General features: G+C 69.1%; 17 protein-coding genes and 1 tRNA gene. 13 read left to right on the top strand and 5 right to left on the bottom strand.

Annotated elements, in window-relative coordinates; genetic code table 11:
• Nucleotides 1-26: 26 nt before the first annotated feature.
• The gene (locus JOE64_RS08600; protein ID WP_204963876.1) at nucleotides 27-299 is read left to right on the top strand and encodes a DUF3039 domain-containing protein; all 273 of its coding nucleotides are present in this window, start codon (nucleotides 27-29) and stop codon (nucleotides 297-299) included.
• Between the two features lie 17 nt (nucleotides 300-316).
• On the opposite strand, the gene JOE64_RS08595 is transcribed toward JOE64_RS08600, so the two are convergent.
• On the bottom strand, nucleotides 317-1,693 hold the full coding sequence (locus tag JOE64_RS08595) for a nicotinate phosphoribosyltransferase (RefSeq protein ID WP_204963875.1): 1,377 nt from the start codon (nucleotides 1,691-1,693) through the stop codon (nucleotides 317-319).
• 93 nt (nucleotides 1,694-1,786) lie between these two features.
• On the opposite strand from JOE64_RS08595, the gene murI reads away from it, so the two are divergent.
• From murI to JOE64_RS08570, 5 genes are all read left to right on the top strand, one after another.
• Nucleotides 1,787-2,614, top strand: coding sequence for a glutamate racemase (gene murI / locus JOE64_RS08590; RefSeq protein ID WP_204963874.1), 828 nt, complete (start codon nucleotides 1,787-1,789; stop codon nucleotides 2,612-2,614).
• Nucleotides 2,611-3,342 carry a ribonuclease PH gene (rph, locus tag JOE64_RS08585; protein ID WP_204963873.1) on the top strand — a complete coding sequence of 244 codons (732 nt, stop codon included), beginning with the start codon at nucleotides 2,611-2,613 and terminating at the stop codon, nucleotides 3,340-3,342. Before murI ends, rph begins: the two co-directional genes overlap by 4 nt.
• 50 nt (nucleotides 3,343-3,392) lie before the next feature.
• Nucleotides 3,393-3,980, top strand: coding sequence for an RdgB/HAM1 family non-canonical purine NTP pyrophosphatase (gene rdgB, locus JOE64_RS08580; protein WP_239531730.1), 588 nt, complete (start codon nucleotides 3,393-3,395; stop codon nucleotides 3,978-3,980).
• Between the two features lie 122 nt (nucleotides 3,981-4,102).
• Nucleotides 4,103-5,017, top strand: coding sequence for a cation diffusion facilitator family transporter (locus JOE64_RS08575; RefSeq protein ID WP_204963871.1), 915 nt, complete (start codon nucleotides 4,103-4,105; stop codon nucleotides 5,015-5,017).
• Nucleotides 5,018-5,102: 85 nt separating this feature from the next.
• The gene (locus JOE64_RS08570; protein WP_204963870.1) at nucleotides 5,103-5,915 is read left to right on the top strand and encodes a spermidine/putrescine ABC transporter permease; all 813 of its coding nucleotides are present in this window, start codon (nucleotides 5,103-5,105) and stop codon (nucleotides 5,913-5,915) included.
• Nucleotides 5,916-5,918: 3 nt separating this feature from the next.
• Here the strand turns inward: JOE64_RS08570 and JOE64_RS08565 are convergent, their stop codons facing one another.
• Nucleotides 5,919-8,363: an ATP-dependent DNA ligase gene (locus tag JOE64_RS08565; protein ID WP_204963869.1), complete on the bottom strand. Its 2,445-nt coding sequence runs from the start codon at nucleotides 8,361-8,363 to the stop codon at nucleotides 5,919-5,921.
• Nucleotides 8,364-8,437: 74 nt separating this feature from the next.
• On the opposite strand from JOE64_RS08565, the gene ku reads away from it, so the two are divergent.
• Entirely contained in the window at nucleotides 8,438-9,286 is an 849-nt protein-coding gene (gene ku / locus JOE64_RS08560; RefSeq protein ID WP_204963868.1) for a non-homologous end joining protein Ku, read from the top strand.
• 1 nt (nucleotide 9,287) lies between these two features.
• On the opposite strand, the gene JOE64_RS08555 is transcribed toward ku, so the two are convergent.
• The 3 genes from JOE64_RS08555 to JOE64_RS08545 all read right to left on the bottom strand — a co-directional run bounded on the left by JOE64_RS08555 (nucleotide 9,288) and on the right by JOE64_RS08545 (nucleotide 11,017).
• A complete protein-coding gene (locus JOE64_RS08555; RefSeq protein ID WP_204963867.1) occupies nucleotides 9,288-10,013 on the bottom strand; it encodes a DedA family protein in 726 nt (241 codons plus the stop codon).
• Nucleotides 10,014-10,088: 75 nt separating this feature from the next.
• Nucleotides 10,089-10,170: transfer RNA gene (locus tag JOE64_RS08550), tRNA-Leu, on the bottom strand.
• Nucleotides 10,171-10,180: 10 nt separating this feature from the next.
• The gene (locus JOE64_RS08545; RefSeq protein WP_204963866.1) at nucleotides 10,181-11,017 is read right to left on the bottom strand and encodes a formate/nitrite transporter family protein; all 837 of its coding nucleotides are present in this window, start codon (nucleotides 11,015-11,017) and stop codon (nucleotides 10,181-10,183) included.
• Between the two features lie 134 nt (nucleotides 11,018-11,151).
• Here JOE64_RS08545 and JOE64_RS08540 point away from each other — a divergent pair, with 134 nt between their 5' ends.
• The 6 genes from JOE64_RS08540 to JOE64_RS08515 all read left to right on the top strand — a co-directional run bounded on the left by JOE64_RS08540 (nucleotide 11,152) and on the right by JOE64_RS08515 (nucleotide 17,723).
• Nucleotides 11,152-12,354, top strand: coding sequence for a TadA family conjugal transfer-associated ATPase (locus JOE64_RS08540; RefSeq protein ID WP_204963865.1), 1,203 nt, complete (start codon nucleotides 11,152-11,154; stop codon nucleotides 12,352-12,354).
• Complete coding sequence (locus tag JOE64_RS08535; RefSeq protein ID WP_204963864.1) at nucleotides 12,351-13,208, top strand: type II secretion system F family protein; 858 nt, start codon at nucleotides 12,351-12,353, stop codon at nucleotides 13,206-13,208. The genes JOE64_RS08540 and JOE64_RS08535 overlap by 4 nt, the downstream gene beginning before the upstream one ends.
• Complete coding sequence (locus JOE64_RS08530; protein WP_204963863.1) at nucleotides 13,205-14,062, top strand: type II secretion system F family protein; 858 nt, start codon at nucleotides 13,205-13,207, stop codon at nucleotides 14,060-14,062. Before JOE64_RS08535 ends, JOE64_RS08530 begins: the two co-directional genes overlap by 4 nt.
• 141 nt (nucleotides 14,063-14,203) lie before the next feature.
• A complete protein-coding gene (locus JOE64_RS08525) occupies nucleotides 14,204-14,905 on the top strand; it encodes a hypothetical protein (protein ID WP_204963862.1) in 702 nt (233 codons plus the stop codon).
• A 650-nt stretch (nucleotides 14,906-15,555) separates the two neighbouring features.
• Nucleotides 15,556-16,644 carry an adenine-specific methyltransferase EcoRI family protein gene (locus JOE64_RS08520; protein WP_204963861.1) on the top strand — a complete coding sequence of 363 codons (1,089 nt, stop codon included), beginning with the start codon at nucleotides 15,556-15,558 and terminating at the stop codon, nucleotides 16,642-16,644.
• The gene (locus tag JOE64_RS08515; protein WP_204963860.1) at nucleotides 16,641-17,723 is read left to right on the top strand and encodes an HNH endonuclease family protein; all 1,083 of its coding nucleotides are present in this window, start codon (nucleotides 16,641-16,643) and stop codon (nucleotides 17,721-17,723) included. The genes JOE64_RS08520 and JOE64_RS08515 overlap by 4 nt, the downstream gene beginning before the upstream one ends.
• Nucleotides 17,724-18,037 lie beyond the last annotated feature (314 nt).

Raw genomic sequence — 18,037 nt, 5'->3', positions numbered from 1 at the left:
TCGGTCCGCCGCTAGAATCGGATGCCATGAGCACCCCCCACGGACCCGGTGAACCGGAGCAGGGCGGCACGCTGACCCTCGATCGCGAGCTCGAGGAGTTGCTGCGCGAGGAGAACATCGAGCCCGGGGACCACGAGCGGTTCTCGCACTATGTCAAGAAGGACAAGATCCTCGAGTCGGCGATCACCGGAAAGCCGGTGCGCGCGCTCTGCGGCAAGAAGTGGACTCCGGGTCGCGATCCGGAGAAGTTCCCGGTGTGCCCCACGTGCAAGGAGATCTACGAGTCCCTCATGGGCTGATCCGGGCGGACCGGGGCTCAGGCGTCGATGTAGACCGTCGGCAGCGCCGGCTCGGAACGGCTGAGGGCGAGACCCTTCACGGGCAGCTCTTCGCGCACCAGCGCATGATGAGCCCGAGCGGCGTCGACCCCTGCGGGGCCCTCGAATGAGGCATCCGGTTCACCGCGATCGACGAGGGTGACCTGCAGGGCGCGTGCATCGGGATGCGCCGCCGCCGTGTGGATCTTCTCGAACCCATCCGAGACGGCGATGAGTTCGCTCGTGGCGGTGCCGCGATCGAGAGTGCGGAAGGCCGCCTTGCGCCCTCCCTTGGAGGATTTGTCGGCGGATGCCTTCGCGACCGACACCCACCCGCCGTCGCCGCCCTGGCGCGCGACGAGTTTGTAGACCATGCCGGCGGTCGGTGCACCCGAGCCGGTGACGACGGACGTGCCGACGCCGTAGGCATCCACCGGGGACGCGGCCAGCGCGGCGATCGCGAACTCGTCGAGGTCGCTGGTGACCGTGATCCGCGTGTTCGTCGCACCGAGTTCGTCGAGTTGTGCGCGCACCTCGGCGGCGACCGTGGGAAGGTCGCCCGAGTCGATGCGCACCCCACCCAGAGCGGTGCCGGCGACACGGATCGCCGTGGCGACACCCTCGCGGATGTCGTAGGTGTCGATGAGCAGAGTCGTGTCCACGCCCAGCGCGTCGATCTGGCTGCGGAAGGCCTGCTCCTCGGTGTCGTGCAGGAGAGTCCACGCGTGCGCCGCGGTGCCCATCGTGGGGATGCCCCAAATGCGGCCGGCCTCGAGGTTGCTCGTGGCGCCGAAACCGGCGATGTAGGCGGCGCGCGCCGCCGCGACGGCGGAGCGCTCAGCGGCGCGCCGCGACCCCATCTCGGCGAGCGGGCGGTCTCCGGCGGCGATGCTCATGCGGGCCGCGGCGTTCGCGACGGCGGAGTCGTGGTTCAGGATGCTGAGAGCCAGCGTCTCCAGAACGACGGCCTCGGCGAAACCGCCCTCCACCGTCAGGATCGGCGACCCGGGGAAGTACAGCTCGCCCTCGCGGTAACCGCGGATGGTGCCGCGGAAGCGGTAGTCCTCGAGGAAGGCGACGGTGTCGGCGCTCACGACCCGGTGATCGCGCAGGTACCGCAGTTCGTCGTCGCCGAAGCGGAAGTCCCGCAGCTCCTGCAGCAGACGCCCGGTTCCCGCGACGACCCCGAAACGGCGGGCACCGGGCAGTCGCCGCCCGAACAGCTCGAAGACGCACGGGCGCGATGCGGTGCCGTCCCGCAGGGCCGCGTCGATCATGGTCAGCTCGTACCTGTCGGTGAGCAGAGCGCTGGAGGCACGAGGTGCCTCGGTCGCCGGCCGGAGGGGAGCGTGTCGCTGGGGCGTCTCGCGCGTCATCCCGTCACTCTATCCAGCCGCGGCGTCGGCACGATCGCGACTCGGGCGGCGCGCCGGATCGCCCGCCGACGAGGGCGGGTACGATGGGGGACCGTGACGGACGCGCCGATCGGGATCTTCGACTCCGGAGTCGGCGGGCTCACGGTGGCCCGAGCGGTCTCGCAGCTGCTGCCGCGCGAGTCGTTGCTCTACATCGGCGACACCGCGCACTCGCCGTACGGCCCGAAGCCCATCGCGGACGTCCGCAGGTACTCGCTCGAGGTCCTCGACACCCTGGTCGACGAGGGCGTCAAGATGCTCGTGATCGCCTGCAACACGGCATCCGCTGCGATGCTGCGCGATGCGCGCGAGCGTTACGACGTGCCCGTCGTGGAAGTGATCGGCCCGGCCGTGCGGACGGCGATCTCCACGACGCGCAATCGCCGGATCGGAGTCATCGGCACGGTCGGGACGATCGGTTCGGGCGTCTATCAGGACATGCTCGGGGTCAACGCCGACCTCTCCGTTTTCGCGCAGGCGTGTCCCCGGTTCGTCGAGTTCGTCGAAGCCGGCGTGACCGACTCCGCCGACGTCCTCGCCGTCGCCGAGGAGTACCTCGCGCCGCTGCGGCATGCGGGCGTCGACACCCTGGTGCTCGGCTGCACGCACTATCCGTTCCTCGAGGGCGCAATCAGCTACGTCATGGGCCCCGATGTGTCACTCGTCTCGAGCGACAGCGAGACGGCGAAGGACGTCTACCGCCAGCTCGTCTCGCGCGATCTGCTGGCCGGGCCCGACGCCCGACCGACCCATGTGTACGAAGCGACTGGCGATTCGGCGGATGACTTCCTGCGCCTCGCGGACCGACTCATGGGTCGCGGCGTGTCGTCTGTGCGACTCGTGCAGACCGGCGCCATCGATCTCCCGAAAGGACCCGCATGACCACCACCCGTACCGACGGACGTACCGTCGACCAGCTCCGCCCCGTCTCGATCGAGCGTGGCTGGAGCGCCCATGCCGAGGGCTCGGCCCTGATCTCCTTCGGCGGCACGAAGGTGCTGTGCACCGCGTCGTTCACCGGCGGGGTTCCGCGCTGGCTGACGGGCAAGGGAAAGGGCTGGGTGACCGCCGAGTACGCGATGCTGCCGCGGGCCACCAACAGCCGCAACGACCGCGAGTCGATCAAGGGCAAGGTCGGAGGCCGCACGCACGAGATCTCCCGACTCATCGGGCGGGCGCTGCGTGCCGTCGTGGACACCAAGGCTCTCGGCGAGAACACCATCGTGATCGACTGCGATGTGCTGCAGGCCGACGGCGGCACGCGCACCGCGGCCATCACGGGCGCGTACGTCGCTCTGGCGGACGCGATCGAGTGGGGCCGCGCGAAGGGACTGGTCTCGAAGAACGCGACCGTTCTCATCGACTCGGTCGCCGCCGTCTCGGTCGGGATCATCGACGGCGAGCCGATGCTCGATCTCGCCTATGTCGAGGACGTGCGCGCCGAGACCGACATGAACGTGGTCGTGACCGGGCGCGGGCTGTTCGTGGAAGTCCAGGGCACCGCCGAGGGCGCGCCGTTCGACAAGCGCGAGCTCGACGCACTGCTCGAGCTCGGTGTCGCCGGCTGCGCTGACCTCCGCGACGCGCAGACCGAGGCGCTCGCCTCGTGAGTACCGGCCCGAACTCCTCCCATCCGCGTGCGGCACGCCGCAGGATCGTGTTGGCGACCCACAATCCGCACAAGGTGGAGGAGTTCGGCGCGATCGTCGCGCGCGTGCGACCCGATCTCGAGGTCGTCGGCTACGACGGACCGGAGCCGGTGGAGGACGGCGTGACGTTCGCCGAGAACGCCCTCATCAAGGCGCGGGCCGCCGTCGAGCACACCGGGCTGCCCGCCCTCGCCGACGACTCCGGGATCTGCGTCGACGTTCTGGGAGGAGCACCCGGCGTGTTCTCCGCGTACTGGGCGGGTCATCGCAAGGATGCCGTGGCGAACCTCGAGCTGCTGCTCGATCAGCTCGCCGACATCGCCGACCCGCACCGGACAGCCCGCTTCGTGTCGACGATCGCGCTGGTGGTGCCGGGCGGAGCTTTGGACGAACACGTCGTCGACGGCGTCTGGCCGGGTCGGCTCGCGACCGCACCCGCCGGGAGCGGCGGCTTCGGGTACGACCCGATCTTCATCCCCGATGGACAGTCCGGCGGCGCGGAGCGCACGGCAGGGGAGTTCACCGCGGCGGAGAAGAACGCGGTGTCGCATCGGGCGCGCGCGTTCGAGTCGCTGCTGCCGTTGCTTGCCAGGCTCTGACTCGGGGCGCGCGGCGGCCGCGCACCGCCCGGCATAGCGGCGAACGACGACTGAGAATCACACTCGTTCCCGACTGCGCCCGCGAGCGCTCAGGCACCGCTTCCGAGGCATAGCCTTTCCCTATGCATGATCACGCGCACGGCGTCTCGGGGGTCCGCGGTCAGGCCAACCACCGGCTGCTCGCGATCTCGCTGACTCTGACCGCGACGGTCATGGTGGTGCAGATCGTCGGTGCGGTGCTGACCGGATCGCTGGCACTTCTGGCCGACGCGGCGCACATGTTCGCCGATGCGTCCGCTCTCGTGATCGCGCTGATCGCGAGTCTCGTCGCGCGCCGGCCCGCTGACGAGCGCAACACCTATGGCTACCAGCGGGCCGAGGTCTTCGGTGCGCTGATCAACGCCGTCCTGCTGATCGTGCTGTGCCTGTGGATCGCGAGCGAGGCGGTCGGCCGGCTCCTCAGGCCGGCCGAGGTCGAGGTCGCCGGAGGCCTCATGATCGTCGTTGCGGTCGTCGGACTCGTCGCGAACGCGATCTCGATGTGGCTCCTCTCAGCCGCGCAGCGGACGTCGATCAACGTCCGTGGTGCCTACCTCGAGGTGCTCGGCGATCTGATCGGTTCGGCCGTGGTGATCGTCGCCGCCGTTGTCATCGTCACGACGGGCTGGATGCCGGCGGATGCCCTGGCCTCCCTGCTCATCGCGGTCATGATCGTCCCGCGGGCGATCTCGCTGCTGCGCGAGGTCGTCGCGGTGCTGGGTGAGCGCGCCCCCGACGGAACGAACGTCACGGTGATTCGCGAGCACATCCTGAGCGCCGACGGCGTCGCCGACGTTCACGACATCCATGTCTGGCAGCTGACCCGGGGGGCACCCGTGTTCACCGCGCACGTCGTCGTCGACCCCGACGTTCTGACGAGCGGGCGGTCGGCGCGGCTGCTGTCGTCGCTGCAGGGATGCCTGGCGGACCATTTCGACGTCGAGCACTCCACCTTCCAGTTCGAGCCGGCGGGCCATCGGGAGCACGACGCGCACTGACCGCGCGGTCGGCGCGGTCAGCCCCATCGGGTCGGGGTGGACGTTGCGCCGCGCGGCAGGCGCACGACGTGCGAGGATGCGGGGGATGGATGCCACCTCACGCGACGAGCTTGCGGCGCTGCGGCGGCGCGCGTACGGACCATTCGCCGACATCGCGGCCGATCCGGTCGCGACCGCACGTCTGCGGGAGCTCGAGGAGCGTGCGCGAACCGACCGGGCTCCCGGCCCGTCGACCGCCACCGCCGACGTGGTGGGCGAGGCGCCGGATGCCGCCGCACTGCTGCGCGCCTCGATCGGCCTGCCGACGGTTCCGCTCGATGCCGACGAACCGGACGCGCCGACCGTGCCGGATTCGCGCGATGCGGTCGCTGCGGGCCGGCGCCCTGTCGCGGCCCCGTGGATCGTCGCGTGGGCGGCGTCGATGCTCGTGGTCGCGGTGCTGGTCGGCGGGCTCGTCTGGGGGCTGGCGTCGATCCCGCCCGTGGCCGGGAGTGCGGGTGGCCGTCAGATCGCGACGCTGACCGAGAAAGCGGAGGTCCCCGAACAGGTTCTCACCTGGGTACCCGGCGGCGAGGCCGAGGGCTTCGCTTTCGAGGGGCTGATCGTCATTCCCACCGCGGCCGGCCTCGGTATGTCCAGTGCGGGAGCGCCGTGTCTGCTGATCGTCCCCAGCCAGGGGTACGGCAGTGACGGATCGGTGACGGGCGAGGTGTTCTGGGGGTGTCAAGCGGGCTCGTTCCCCGCGACGGCGCAGTTCATGGTGGGTCCGCAGTCGCCGAGTGCGCTGCGAGAGCGCTTTCCCGACGGCACCGCACTGAAGTTCGTCCTCGACGGCGAGCGCATCGGCGTCTTCGTCGACGATGCCGTGCCCACGCCCACGAGTCCCGCGGCGGCATGAGGATCACCCGTCTCGTCGTACCTCGGACGGCGTGACGTCGCCCCGGCTGCCCCGCCACCGCGCGTGGCGCAGCGTGCCGTTCGGGGTGAACTCGGCGTACTCGACCTCTCCGACGACCTCGGGCCGCAGCCACACGGCATCCGACCGATCGGCACGCGGCACCCCGATGAAGGGATTGCGCACCGACCGTAGGGGTGTCAGCAGTGCGTCGAGGCGATCGAGCTCGCGCTCGGTGAAGCCCGACCCCACGCGGCCCACGTATCGCAGTCCGTCCGCGTCGGGGATGCCCACGAGGAGGGAGCCGATGCGCCCCGCGCGCGTCCCGCGCCCGGGACGGATGCCGCCGACCACGACATCCTGACTCGACGTGAGCTTGACCTTCAGCCAGCGCTCCGATCGTGTGCCCGGCCGATACGGAGAGCCCGGGTCTTTCACGACGATCCCCTCGATCGTCCGTTCGCGCGCCGCGTCGAGGGCGGCCGTGACATCGTCGGTTACCGGGGGAACGATGATCGGCGCGGACGGGGCGGGGTGCAGGACTTCGAGCAGCGCACGTCGGTCGCGCAGCGGACGGGCGGTGACGTCCGCACCGCCCGCCTGGAGCACGTCGAAGAGGAGGTAGGTGACGGGGGTTCTCCTCGCCTCTCGGTCGATCTCGTGCGGCTCGGTCAGATGGATGCGCGACTGCAGGCGTGAGAAGCTCGGGCGTCCCGCGGCATCCGTCGCCACGATCTCACCGTCGACGATGACGGGCTCGGGTCCGAGGCCGAGGTCGATCGCGGTCAGCTCGGGGTAGCGGGCGGTGATGTCTGTGCCGCTCCGGGCCTGCAGGGTGAGCCGCGTCCCGTCCCATCGGCCGAGCGCCCGGATGCCGTCCCATTTGAACTCGGCCCACGGCGTGCCCCAGCGCGCGGCGGCGGACGCCGCGATGGCCGGGGTGGCGAGGGTGGCGAGCATCGGTCGGACTGTCGTCCACGACGTCTGCGGCGGCGCGGCAACCTCGGCGGGCGTTCGCCGTCGCTGCGTCATGGCCGACAGCGCGCGGGCTCCGTCGCCCGGATCCATCCGGTGGAGCAGCCACTGCGATCTCTCGCCCGATCCCGAGGTGCGGATCAGCGCGAGACGCGCGGTGCCCAGTGGGCCGCCGGAACGGCCGGTCACGGTGACGATGACCTCGTCGTCGCGCCACTTCTCGGCGTCGTACACGCCGGCGTCCCAGATCGTCATCTCACCGGCGCCGTACTGGCCCGCCGGAATCGTGCCGGCGAAATCGAGGTACTCCAGCGGATGCGGCTCGGTCATGATCGCGAGATGGTTGCGTTCGCCGGTCGGGGGGATGCCGCGCGGCACCGCCCAGCTCACGAGGACACCATCGTGCTCAAGCCGTAGGTCGTCGTGCAGGCGCGAGGCGTGGTGCTCCTGCACGACGAACCGCCCCGTCGGCGTAGAGGCCGATCCTCCCGCATCGTCGACGCGAGCCGTCGGGGCCGGCCTCGCGGCATCCGGATCGGCGGGGAACGGCTCGGGAGTCGCTCCGCGCGTGCGCTTCGTCTCATAGGCTCGCAACGCCTGTGCGGGGCGGGGCGCCAGGGCCTCGAGCAGGTCGCCGTCCGCCCGGGCACGGGCGAGAACCTCGTCGAGGGTGAGCTGCCGCAGCGCGGGGTCGTCGAGCTCGGCCCACGTGCGGGGTGCGGCGGCGGTCGGCGACGCGCGACCCCGCAGCGAGTACGGCGCGACGGTCGTCTTCGCCGCGTTGTTCTGGCTCCAGTCGACGAGCACCTTGCCGGTGCGCGCGGACTTTGCCATCGTGCTGACGACGAGGTCGGCGTGGTCGGCTTCGAGAGACCGTGCGAGCTCGTGGGCGAACGCGGAGATGTCGTCGGAGGTGTGCGTGCCGTCGAGTGGCGCGTACAGGTGGATGCCCGCGGAGCCGCTCGTCACGGGTCGTGCGTCCATCCCGACGCCTCGCAGGAGCTCGCGTGCGAGCCGAGCGACCTCGGCGCATTCGGCGAGCCCGACGCCGGGCCCGGGATCGAGGTCGAGGACGAGCCGGTCCGGGTGTCCGCGTGCCGTGCCGTCGAACCGCCATTGCGGGGTGTGCAGCTCGATGCTGGCGACCTGGGCGAGATAGACGAGGCCCGCGGTGTCGCCGATGACGGGGTACTGCTTGGCGCCGCCCGAATGCTCGATCGCCCTGCGGTCGAGCCATGCCGGGGCGCCGGCCTCGAGTGCTTTCGCGAAGAACGGGGCGTGGCCCGTGCCCTCGGGCCAGCGCAGGCGCGTGACGGGCCGGCCGCGCAGGTGCGGGAGGAGGAATGGTGCGATCAGGGTGTAGTACTCGATGACCTCGCCTTTGGTGGTGCCGGTGGCGGGGTAGAGGACCTTGTCGAGGTTCGTCAGCCGCAGCCGGTGTCCGTCGACCTCGACGAGGGGACCCGAAGCTGGCATGGCGTCAGGTTAGCCCGCGCGTCGTGCTGTCGCGCCCCCTGGCGCGGGGTGGCAGTGCCGTGTTGACTGTGCGGATGAGAGCGATCTGGAAGGGCGCGCTGACGTTCGGGCTCGTCAACGTGCCGGTGAAGGTGTACTCCGCCATCGAAGATCACGACGTACCGCTGCACCAGGTGCACGCTTCGGACGGAGGACGGATCCGGTACCAGCGCGTCTGCGAGCTCGACGGGGAGGTCGTGCCCTACGCCGAGATCGACAAGGCGTACGACGACGGTGAGCGCACGGTCGTGCTCACCGCCGACGACATCGCCTCGCTTCCGGCGGAGCGCAGTCGCGAGATCGAGGTGGTCGAGTTCGTGCCGAGCGATCAGATCGATCTGCTGACGCTCGATCGGCCGTACTACCTCGAGCCGGACTCGTCCTCGCCGAAGGCGTACGTGCTGCTGCGCACGACGCTCGAGCAGACCGACCGCACCGCGGTCGTGCGCTTCTCACTGCGGCAGAAGACGCGCCTTGCGGCTCTGCGGGTGCGTGGTGAGGTGCTCGTGCTGCAGACGCTGCTGTGGGCCGACGAGGTGCGCGAGGCATCCTTCTCGGCGCTCGACGAGCCGGTGAAGATCTCCGCCAAGGAATTGGAGCTGTCGGCCGCACTGGTCGAGAGCTTCTCGAGCGACTTCGACCCGAGCGAGTTCGTGGATGAGTATCAGCAGGAGTTGCGCACGCTCATCGACGCGAAGCTCGAGAAGGGCGATGCGCTCGACACGGCCGAGACGTTCGGTGCCGAGGCTCACGTGGATGCCGGGGGAGAGGTGATCGACCTCATGGCCGCACTCACCGCGAGTGTCGAGCGCAGCCGCGCGGCGCGCGCAGAAGCCGAAAAGGCCGCTCCCGCGACGAAGCGGAAGCGGCCCGAGGCGTCCTGAGTCAGGAGGCGGGTGCGTCGTCCTCGAGGGGTTCGACGGTGGCGGGCGAGACGCCCGCCGTCTGCTCCTTCTTCACCTTGCGACGCTCGGAGAGGTAGTGCCAGAGCGTGACGAGGGCGGTACCGCCGACGGCGGCGAGGAGGATCAGGTCGATGTAGTTCTCGACGAACGTCGCGACCGGCGGGATGAAGCCGATGAGATAGCCGAACATCGTGAGCCCGAAGCCCCACAGGACGGCCCCGATGAGGTTGTAGAGCGTGTACCGGCGCCACGGCATGTGGCCGACGCCCGCGGCGACGGGAGCGAAGGTGCGGACGATCGGCACGAAGCGGGCGAGGATGACGGTGAGCCCGCCGTACTTGTCGAAGAACGCGTTGGTGCGCTCGACGTTCTTGCGGCTGAACAGCCCCGATTCCTTGCGCTCGAAGACGGCCGGACCGCCCTTGTGGCCGATGTAGTACCCGACCTCACCACCGATGAACGCCGCGAGCCCGATGAGGAGCGCGACCCACCAGACGCTGATCCCGAAGACACCGTGCGGGAGCTTGTCGGAGGAGTGCGACAGCAGGCCCGAGATGACGAGCAGGGTGTCGCCCGGCAGCAGGAAGCCGATGAGCAGGCCGGTCTCGGCGAAGACGATGAAGCACACCACGACGAGGGCCCACGAGCCCGCGTTCTCGATGATCGCGGCGGGGTCGAGCCAGGGGATGAGGGCCAGAGCGTGCAACAGGGTTCCCGTCGGTCGGTGGGCGGGGTGGAGTGTCGGCGGCGCAGACTCTCAGAGCGTAGCCTGCGCCGTCTGTGCGGAAGGTGGGACTTGAACCCACACGCCCGAAGGCACAGGAACCTAAATCCTGCGTGTCTGCCGATTTCACCACTCCCGCGAAGGAGTGCTCAGTCTACTCGGACGCCGTGAACGACCGATTCCGTCGCGGGCGTCACCGGCACGCGGTCGATGCGCGGCGACCCGCCGATGATCCAGTACCCGAGACCGACGACGACGGCACCGCCGACGAGGTTGCCGAGTCCCACCCACAGGACATTGTTCGCGAAGAGGCCCCACGTCGCGTGCGGGTCGCCGGAGAAGAGCCCGATGCCGTACGTCGTCATGTTGGCGACCACGTGCTCGAAGCCCGACGAGATGAACGCGAGGATCGCGGCGAAGATCAGGGCGATCTTCGCGATGTCGGCGCGGACGCGGGCACTCATCCAGATCGCGAGGCACACGAGGACGTTGCACAGGATGCCGCGGACGAACATCTCGAGCGGGCCTTCGGTCGCCTTGGCGGCCAGCATCCCGGCGAGCATCTCGCCGGCAGGGGCATTCGAATGCAGCACCCCGGAGGCGACGATGAGCGCCGCGAACACGAGCGCGCCGACGATGTTGGCGACGAACGTCGCGGCGATCACGCCGGCTGCACGCCACGGCGAGAGTGCCCGCATCAGCGCGCCGATCGGCAGGATCATCATGGCGCTCGTGAGGAGGTCGGCGCCGCCGAAGACGACGAGGGTCAGCGCCACACCGAACACGAGGCCGCTGACGAGTTTTGCAAAGCCCGATCCGGCGGTGAGCAGGGGACCGGCCGTGGCGACCATGAGGACGACGCCGATGCCGATGTAGGCACCGGCGAGCATGCCCGAGACGAGGAAGCGCCCGGGGGAGCGCAGGCCGTCGGACTTGTGCAGCGCCGCGTCGGCTTGCGCGGACAGGGTTTCGGAGATCGTCAGCACGGGTTCACTCTACGTATGGTCGGACCACAGGGTGCAGCCGCGGGCAGTGCATAACCACGTCGAACCCTGCGGTCGATGACGCAGTGCTGTGGATAACTCCGGCGGGGCGACGCGGGGGTTGTGAGGATGCCCCTGTGACCCTCCTCGCTTCCTCGTCTCCCGTCGCCGCCGTTCAGGCGGTCGCGGAGCGTGTGCGAGAGCGTCTGCGCGATGAGCAGGCGGACCCGCTGCGGCATCCGGAGCGCGCACGGGACGTCGCCGTGGCGGAGGTGCGGCGGCACAACGACTTCGCGATGGCTCGTGGGCTGGAGCTCGTCGACGACGAGTCCGAATGCGTGCGGGACGTTCTGGCGCGCGTCACCGGGTACGGGCCGTTGCAGGGACTGCTGGATGACCCCGAGGTCGAGGAGATCTGGATCAACGACCCGGCGACCGTCTACGTCGCTCGTGCCGGGCGCAGCGAGCGCGTGTCTCTCCGCCTGACCGACGAGTCGGTGCGGGATCTCGTCGAGCGGATGCTGCATGCGACCGGGCGTCGGGTCGACCTCAGCCAGCCTTTTGTGGATGCGTCACTCCCGGACGGCAGCCGCCTGCACGTCGTGATCCCGGATGTGACGCGCGCGCACTACGCCGTGAACATCCGCAAGTTCCTCTCGTCGCGACGTCGCCTCGACGATCTGGTCGCCGCGGGCGCCGTGCCCGCTCACGTCGCCGTGACGCTGCGGGCGGCGATGAGCGAGGGACGCAGTGTCCTGGTCTCCGGCGCGACGCACGCCGGCAAGACGACGCTGCTCGCCGCGCTGATCGGCGCGTGCCCGCCGGAGCACCGCATCGTCACGGTCGAGGAGACGTTTGAGCTCGCCGTGGAGGCTCCCGATGTCGTCGCGCTCCAGGGCCGGCAGCCGAGTCTCGAAGGGACGGGCGCGGTGAGTCTGCGCCGGCTGGTGAAAGAGGCGCTGCGGATGCGGCCGGACCGGCTCGTCGTCGGAGAGGTGCGCGACGCCGAGGCCCTCGACCTGCTGCTGGCCCTGCACACCGGTGTTCCCGGTGCCGCCACGATCCACGCGAACTCGGCCGCGGACGCGCTTCGCCGGTTGGCGGCGCTGCCGCTCTTGGCGGGGCGGAACATCGATGCCGGCTTCGTGGTTCCCGCCATCGCGACGGCCGTGGACATCGTGGTGCACTGCCGTCGTGCGCCCGACGGTCATCGCTATGTGGAGGAAGTCGTCGAGACCACCGGCCACGTGATCGAGCAGCAGGTCGAGACGCGCACGGTCTTCCACGCCTCGTCTTCTGACATGCCCTCGCCGGCTCGTCGAGAGCAGACGCCCTCATGACGGTGTTCTGGGGCGCTGTCCTCGCGGCCGGTGTTCTCCTCGTGGCATCGCCGTGGTTGTGGCCCGCGACCGGGCGGGTCGAGGCGCCAGCACGCGACGGGCGGATCGCCCGCCTGCTGCAAGAGGCAGGCTACGCGCACGCACCTGCGGGGCGACCGGGCACGGTCGCGATGCTGCTCGGCGCGGTGTGCGCCTCGGTGGCCTGGATCGTCACGGGACTTCCCGCCGTCACGCTCGTGGCGACCGCGGCGGGCTCCGCCGCTCCGTTCGTCTGGCTGCGGTCGCGAGCCCGACGGCTGCGCCGGTCGCGGAGAGCCCTGTGGTCAGACGTCTGCGACCTCCTCGTCTCAGCCGTCCGTGCGGGTATGTCATTGCCCGACGCGGTGACGGCGCTCGCTGTCAGCGGACCACCGGCGCTCAGGCCGGCCTTCGTGCAGTTCGGTGGCGACATGGCGGCATCCGGTCACTTCGACTCGAGTGCGCTGCGACTGAAGGCAGCCCTGGCAGACCCGGTCCCCGACCGCATCATCGAGACGCTGCGGATGGCGCGGCACGTCGGCGGCACGGAGCTCACGAGCGTGCTTCGGGCCCTGTCCGCTTCGGTGCGGGCCGATGCGACGCTGAGGGCCGAAGTGGAAGCACGGCAGTCCTGGGTGCGTGGAGCGGCGATCGTCGGTGTCGTCGCGCCGTGGGTGGTGCTGGGACTGCTGGCGATCCGCCCCGAGGGCGCCGCCGCCTACGCGTCGCCGGCCGGTGTCGTCGTCGTCATCGTGGGGGCGGTCGTCTCCGTGGTGGCGTATCGACTCACCATCCGGGTCGGACGACTGCCCGAACCTCAGCGGTGGTTCGGATGAGCGCGTTGACCGCCGTGGCGTGCGCGGTACTCCTGGGCGCGGTCTTCGCCTCAGGGCTGCTGCTGATGGCACAGCGGATGCCCCGGTGGGCGGCCCCGAGCCTGTCGCGCCGCATCGCTCCGTACCTCCGCGACATCGCCGACCCCGTGGGGCTTACGCCGCTGCGTCCGACCGGTATCGGTGGCGGCTGGCGCGTCGTGCGGGACCGCCTGGCGTCGGGGTGGGGTGGCGGGCCCGCGCTCGCGCGTCGCCTGCGGCAGGCCGGACTGGACACCGATGTGGTCGCCTTCCGCGCGACGCAGCTCGGCTGGGCCGTTGGCGGCCTGGGGCTCGGGGGCGCGCTGGCGGTCGCCGCCGTGCTCGGTGGCCGGGGCGGGCCGCTGACGGTGCTCTTGCCGCCCCTGGTCGCAGCGGCGGCCTTCGTCGTGTGCGAGCAGCGGCTGACGCTGCGCGCACGACGACGGGTGGCACGCATCGACGAGGAGCTGCCCACGGTGCTGGAGTTCCTCGCGCTGTGTCTGGCCGCGGGCGAGGGGCTGCGCGATGCGCTGCGGCGGGTCGGCGAAGTGGGATCGGGAACGCTGACCGCGGAGCTGCGAGGAGCCGTTCTTGCCAGCGGCACCGGGTCGAGCCTCGCCGACGCACTGGCGGAGGTCGCGAGGAATGCGGACGTGCCCGCGCTGTCGCGGGCGGTGGAGCATCTTGTGGCGGCGATGGATCGTGGTGCTCCGCTGGCACACGTCCTGCAGGAGCAGGCGGTCGACGCCCGCGAGGATGCCAAGCGCACGCTCCTCGAGGCCGCCGGTCGCAAGGAGATCCTCATGCTCGTCCCTGCTCGGCAGGCTTGCGTCTAGCGCCCAGCCGACGCTCCCCAAGTTCCCGTTCGAGGTCGCGCTTCCCCGCGCCGCCTGACGTCACAGACCCCGGTCTGGCGACTGTCAGACCGGTTCACCCGGGGCCGCGAGGCCCGCCCAGAACGCCCAAGGAGGGCAACCATGGCAGTAAACAAGTCGGCGCTCGTCGCCGCAATCTCGAAGTTCCGGGACGACACCGCGACGGCGGTCAAGTTCCACGACCCGGATCGCACGAACAGCGCGAACACACGCCGGAAGCATGAAGGAGTGATGGCCGCTCGGGGCGAACTGCTCAAGTCGCTCCCCGCCGAGCCGGAGACCCCGAAGGTCACCCCGGCGACGGTCCTCGCGGACCGGGCACCGCGCACCGCCGACCAGGTGGCCGTGGCTCAGCACGAGTTCGCGCTCGTGGAGCGACTCCTGGCCTCGGGTCAGCCGGTGGAGGCGCTGATCCTGGGGGCGACCCCGGCGCGGCTCGACGCGCTTCTCGCTCACGCCGAAGTTCTCCCGAGCGTCCTCGGGTCGTCGGACCCGGCGTCGGTCGTCGCGGACGTGCAGCGGCAGGCGTTCGACCGCCTGGTCGAGCTTGGAGACCCGAAGGCCACCATCGCCCAGGAGGCCCAGCGCCAGCACGACGAGCAGGCCGCGTGGCGCGAGGTGGTCAAGGACACCATCGAGGGTCGCGAGACCGGCGCGGGCATGACGGCGCTGTTCCAGTCGGACCGGGAGGGGTTCGACGCGCTGTCGGCGGCGAACACTGACCCGGTGCGTGACTCGGACACGGGCGAGCGCGTGCGACAGCTCGACCGCGTGTTCAACGTCGGCGCTCCTCAGGGCGCGTGACAGACCCGCCGGGGTAACCGAACGGTCCCCGGCAAGCGACGAGCCCCCGGATACCTTCACAGGTCCGGGGGCTTCGTCATGCCCTGTGGCGGGCATCTGGGTTTCGTCGTGTTCGCTCGTGTTCTCCGCCGCGCAGGTGGCTCCGGCTACGGACGGCTCTCCCTCGAATTGTAGAGGCCCGGGACCCCCTCAGATACCAGCGAGGGCGCGCGAAGTCGCGGGAGACACCACGGAGCGCCGCGCGCGGGGCGTGCGTGCCTAGTGAGGACCGTGCTTGCAGATCGAGCAGACCCCCGGCGTCACGAGTCCCTCGTGGTAGGCGTGTTCGAACAGCGGCGCGTGACCCCAAGCCTCGGTCTTGTGGGCAATCCCCTGTGAGCACCGTCCACAGCACGAGTGGCCGACCGCTCGACTGAGGTCGGGGTTCTGGTGCTTGGTGCATCCATCGGGTTGGTAGTGCTGGCAGGTCCAAGAACCGATCTGCGTCATTCGTTTGCCCCCAAAGTCGTCTGCACACATTAGCGCTCGGTTGCGAGGAGGGACGCACGTTCCGACACAGGTGCGCGGAGCCCGGTAGCGTCCCTGGTTCCCAATAGGATCGTGGCACGCGGGAGCTCGCCCGCAGTCAGCCGGAGGAGTGTCACGCAGACGTGTCGAACACCGAAAACCTCACCTCTGCCAAGTCCGCCAAAGAGGACGAGTTCTACACGCAGCTTCCCGACATCGAGCGCGAACTCAGGCACTACCGGAAGCACTTCGAGGGCAAAGTCGTCTACCTCAACTGCGACGACCCCCGGATGAGCAACTTCTTCCACTACTTCAGCTACAACTTCGAGAAGCTCGGCCTCAAGAAGCTCATCGCCGCCTGCTACAAGAGCCAGGACGTCGACCTGTTCAGCCAGTACGACGCCGAGCAAGCGATCTACCTCGAATACGACGGCGACAAGAGCGGCAACGGAGTGCCCGACCCCGAGGAGATTGGCATCGTGCCGCTCAAGGGCAACGGCGACTTCCGGAGCGAGGAGAGCATTGAACTCCTCAAGCAAGCCGACATTGTGGTCACCAACCCGCCCTTCTCGCTGTTTCGCGAGTACGTGGCGCAACTGGTCGAGTACGACAAGAAGTTCCTGATCGTCGGACCCCACAACGCGATCACCTATCAGGGCATCTTCCCGCTCATCCAGGAGAACAAGCTCTGGCTCGGGTACGGGTTCCAGGCTGGCAACGCGTTCTTCGCGATCCCCAGGGATGCGGACTACGCGAAGGGCGTCTACGACCCGGCCACCGGCCTCGTGAAGTTCCGGAACGTGACGTGGTTTACCAACATGGACATCTCCAAGCGTCATGAGGAGCTTGTGCTCTACAAGACCTACAGCGCCGAGGAGTACCCCGCGTACGACAACTACGACGCGATCGAGGTCGGCAAGACCGTCGAGATTCCCGCCGACTACGACGGCGTAATGGGCGTACCTATCACGTTCCTCGACAAGTACAACCCTGACCAGTTTGAGATCGTCGGTATCGCGAAGGCTCCGATGGGGGAGCCGAGCAAGATCTACCCGACCCAGACGCAGGTGAGCGCCAAGGGCGTCCGCAGCACCGTCAAGAAGCTGAACGACGGGCCAGTGATGAAAGTCGATACGCCACCGAAGAACAAGACCTACTACGAGGTAGACGGCGAGCTCTACGTGCAGATGTACGCTCGCATCCTCATTCGCCGCAAGGGAGCAGCAGCTTGAAGATCGAACTGACGTCGGTGCCGGTGCGCGAGCTGACCGAGGGCTACGAGGACAACCAGGAAGCCGGTATTTCGGGCTACGCGGGGAACCTCGACATCCGCCCGCCGTACCAGCGCGAGTTCGTCTACGACGACAAGCAGCGCGAAGCCGTCATCGAGACCATCACGAAGGGCTTCCCGCTCAACGTCATGTACTGGGCCGTCCGCGACGACGGCACGTTCGAAGTCATCGACGGCCAGCAGCGCACCATCAGCGTGTGTCAGTACGTCGACGGCGAGTTCGCGTACAAAGGTCGCTACTTCCACAACCTCCAGGCTGACGAGAAGGAGCAGCTCCTCAACTACGAGCTGATGGTCTACCGCTGCACCGGCAACGACAGCGAGAAGCTGGAGTGGTTCCGCACCATCAACATCGCCGGGGAGGAGCTCACCCAGCAGGAGCTTCGGAACGCCGTCTACGCGGGGTCGTGGGTCTCCGAGGCCAAGAAGATCTTTAGCAAGAACGGGTGCCCGGCGTACGGTCTCGGGTCGAAGTACATGAAGGGTTCGCCAATCCGGCAGGACTACCTCGAAACCGTCATCAAGTGGTTCAACGACGGCGACATCGAGGGCTACATGGCCGTGCACCAGCACGACCCGAACGCCAACGAACTGTGGCTCTACTTCCAGGCCGTCGTGGCGTGGGTGAACAGCACGTTCCCGAACTATCGCGCGCTGATGAAGGGCCTGCCGTGGGGCGCGCTTTACAACCAGTACAAGGACAAATCGTGGGACTCCGCGAAGCTCGAAGAGCAGATCGCGGCGCTCATCCAGGACGACGACGTGACCAACAACCGGGGGATCTACGCGTACGTCCTGAGCGGCCAGGAGAAGCACCTCAACATCCGCGCGTTCAGCCCGAGCGAACGGCTGGCGGCGTACGAGCGCCAGCAGGGTATTTGTCCTGTCTGTGGCGAGCACTTCGAACTCAACGAGATGGAAGCTGACCACATCACACCGTGGCGCGACGGGGGCCGGACGAGCGCGGCGAACTGCCAGATGCTCTGCATCGAGGACAACCGCCGCAAGGGCGCGAAGTAGCGGCTTCCCGCAGGCGGGGGCATCCCCGCTGCCAGCCGGGCAAGCTGGGGGCCCGACCCCCGGGTAGCGGGAGCCGGGCCCTGATGACGCACCAGATCGCGGGACGATCCCACCACTCCGATAAGTCCGCGATCGTGCGACACGTCGGGAAGAACTGCCTCAGTCTCTTCCTCCCTCTTCCGTCCTAAAGGACGGGAAGAGGTGGAAGAACTAGAAGCTAGGTAGTCGAGTGTCGCGGTGTCATCTCTTCCGGGAAGAACTAGAAGAACTGGACGTTGGAGCCGCACATTCCGCCCGCTGCATCGCGATGGTTG

Source organism: Microbacterium dextranolyticum (assembly GCF_016907295.1).
GTDB lineage: Bacteria > Actinomycetota > Actinomycetes > Actinomycetales > Microbacteriaceae > Microbacterium > Microbacterium dextranolyticum.
The sequence above is the reverse complement of the archived record's forward strand: the minus strand, read 5'-3'. Positions and strand labels throughout refer to the sequence as shown.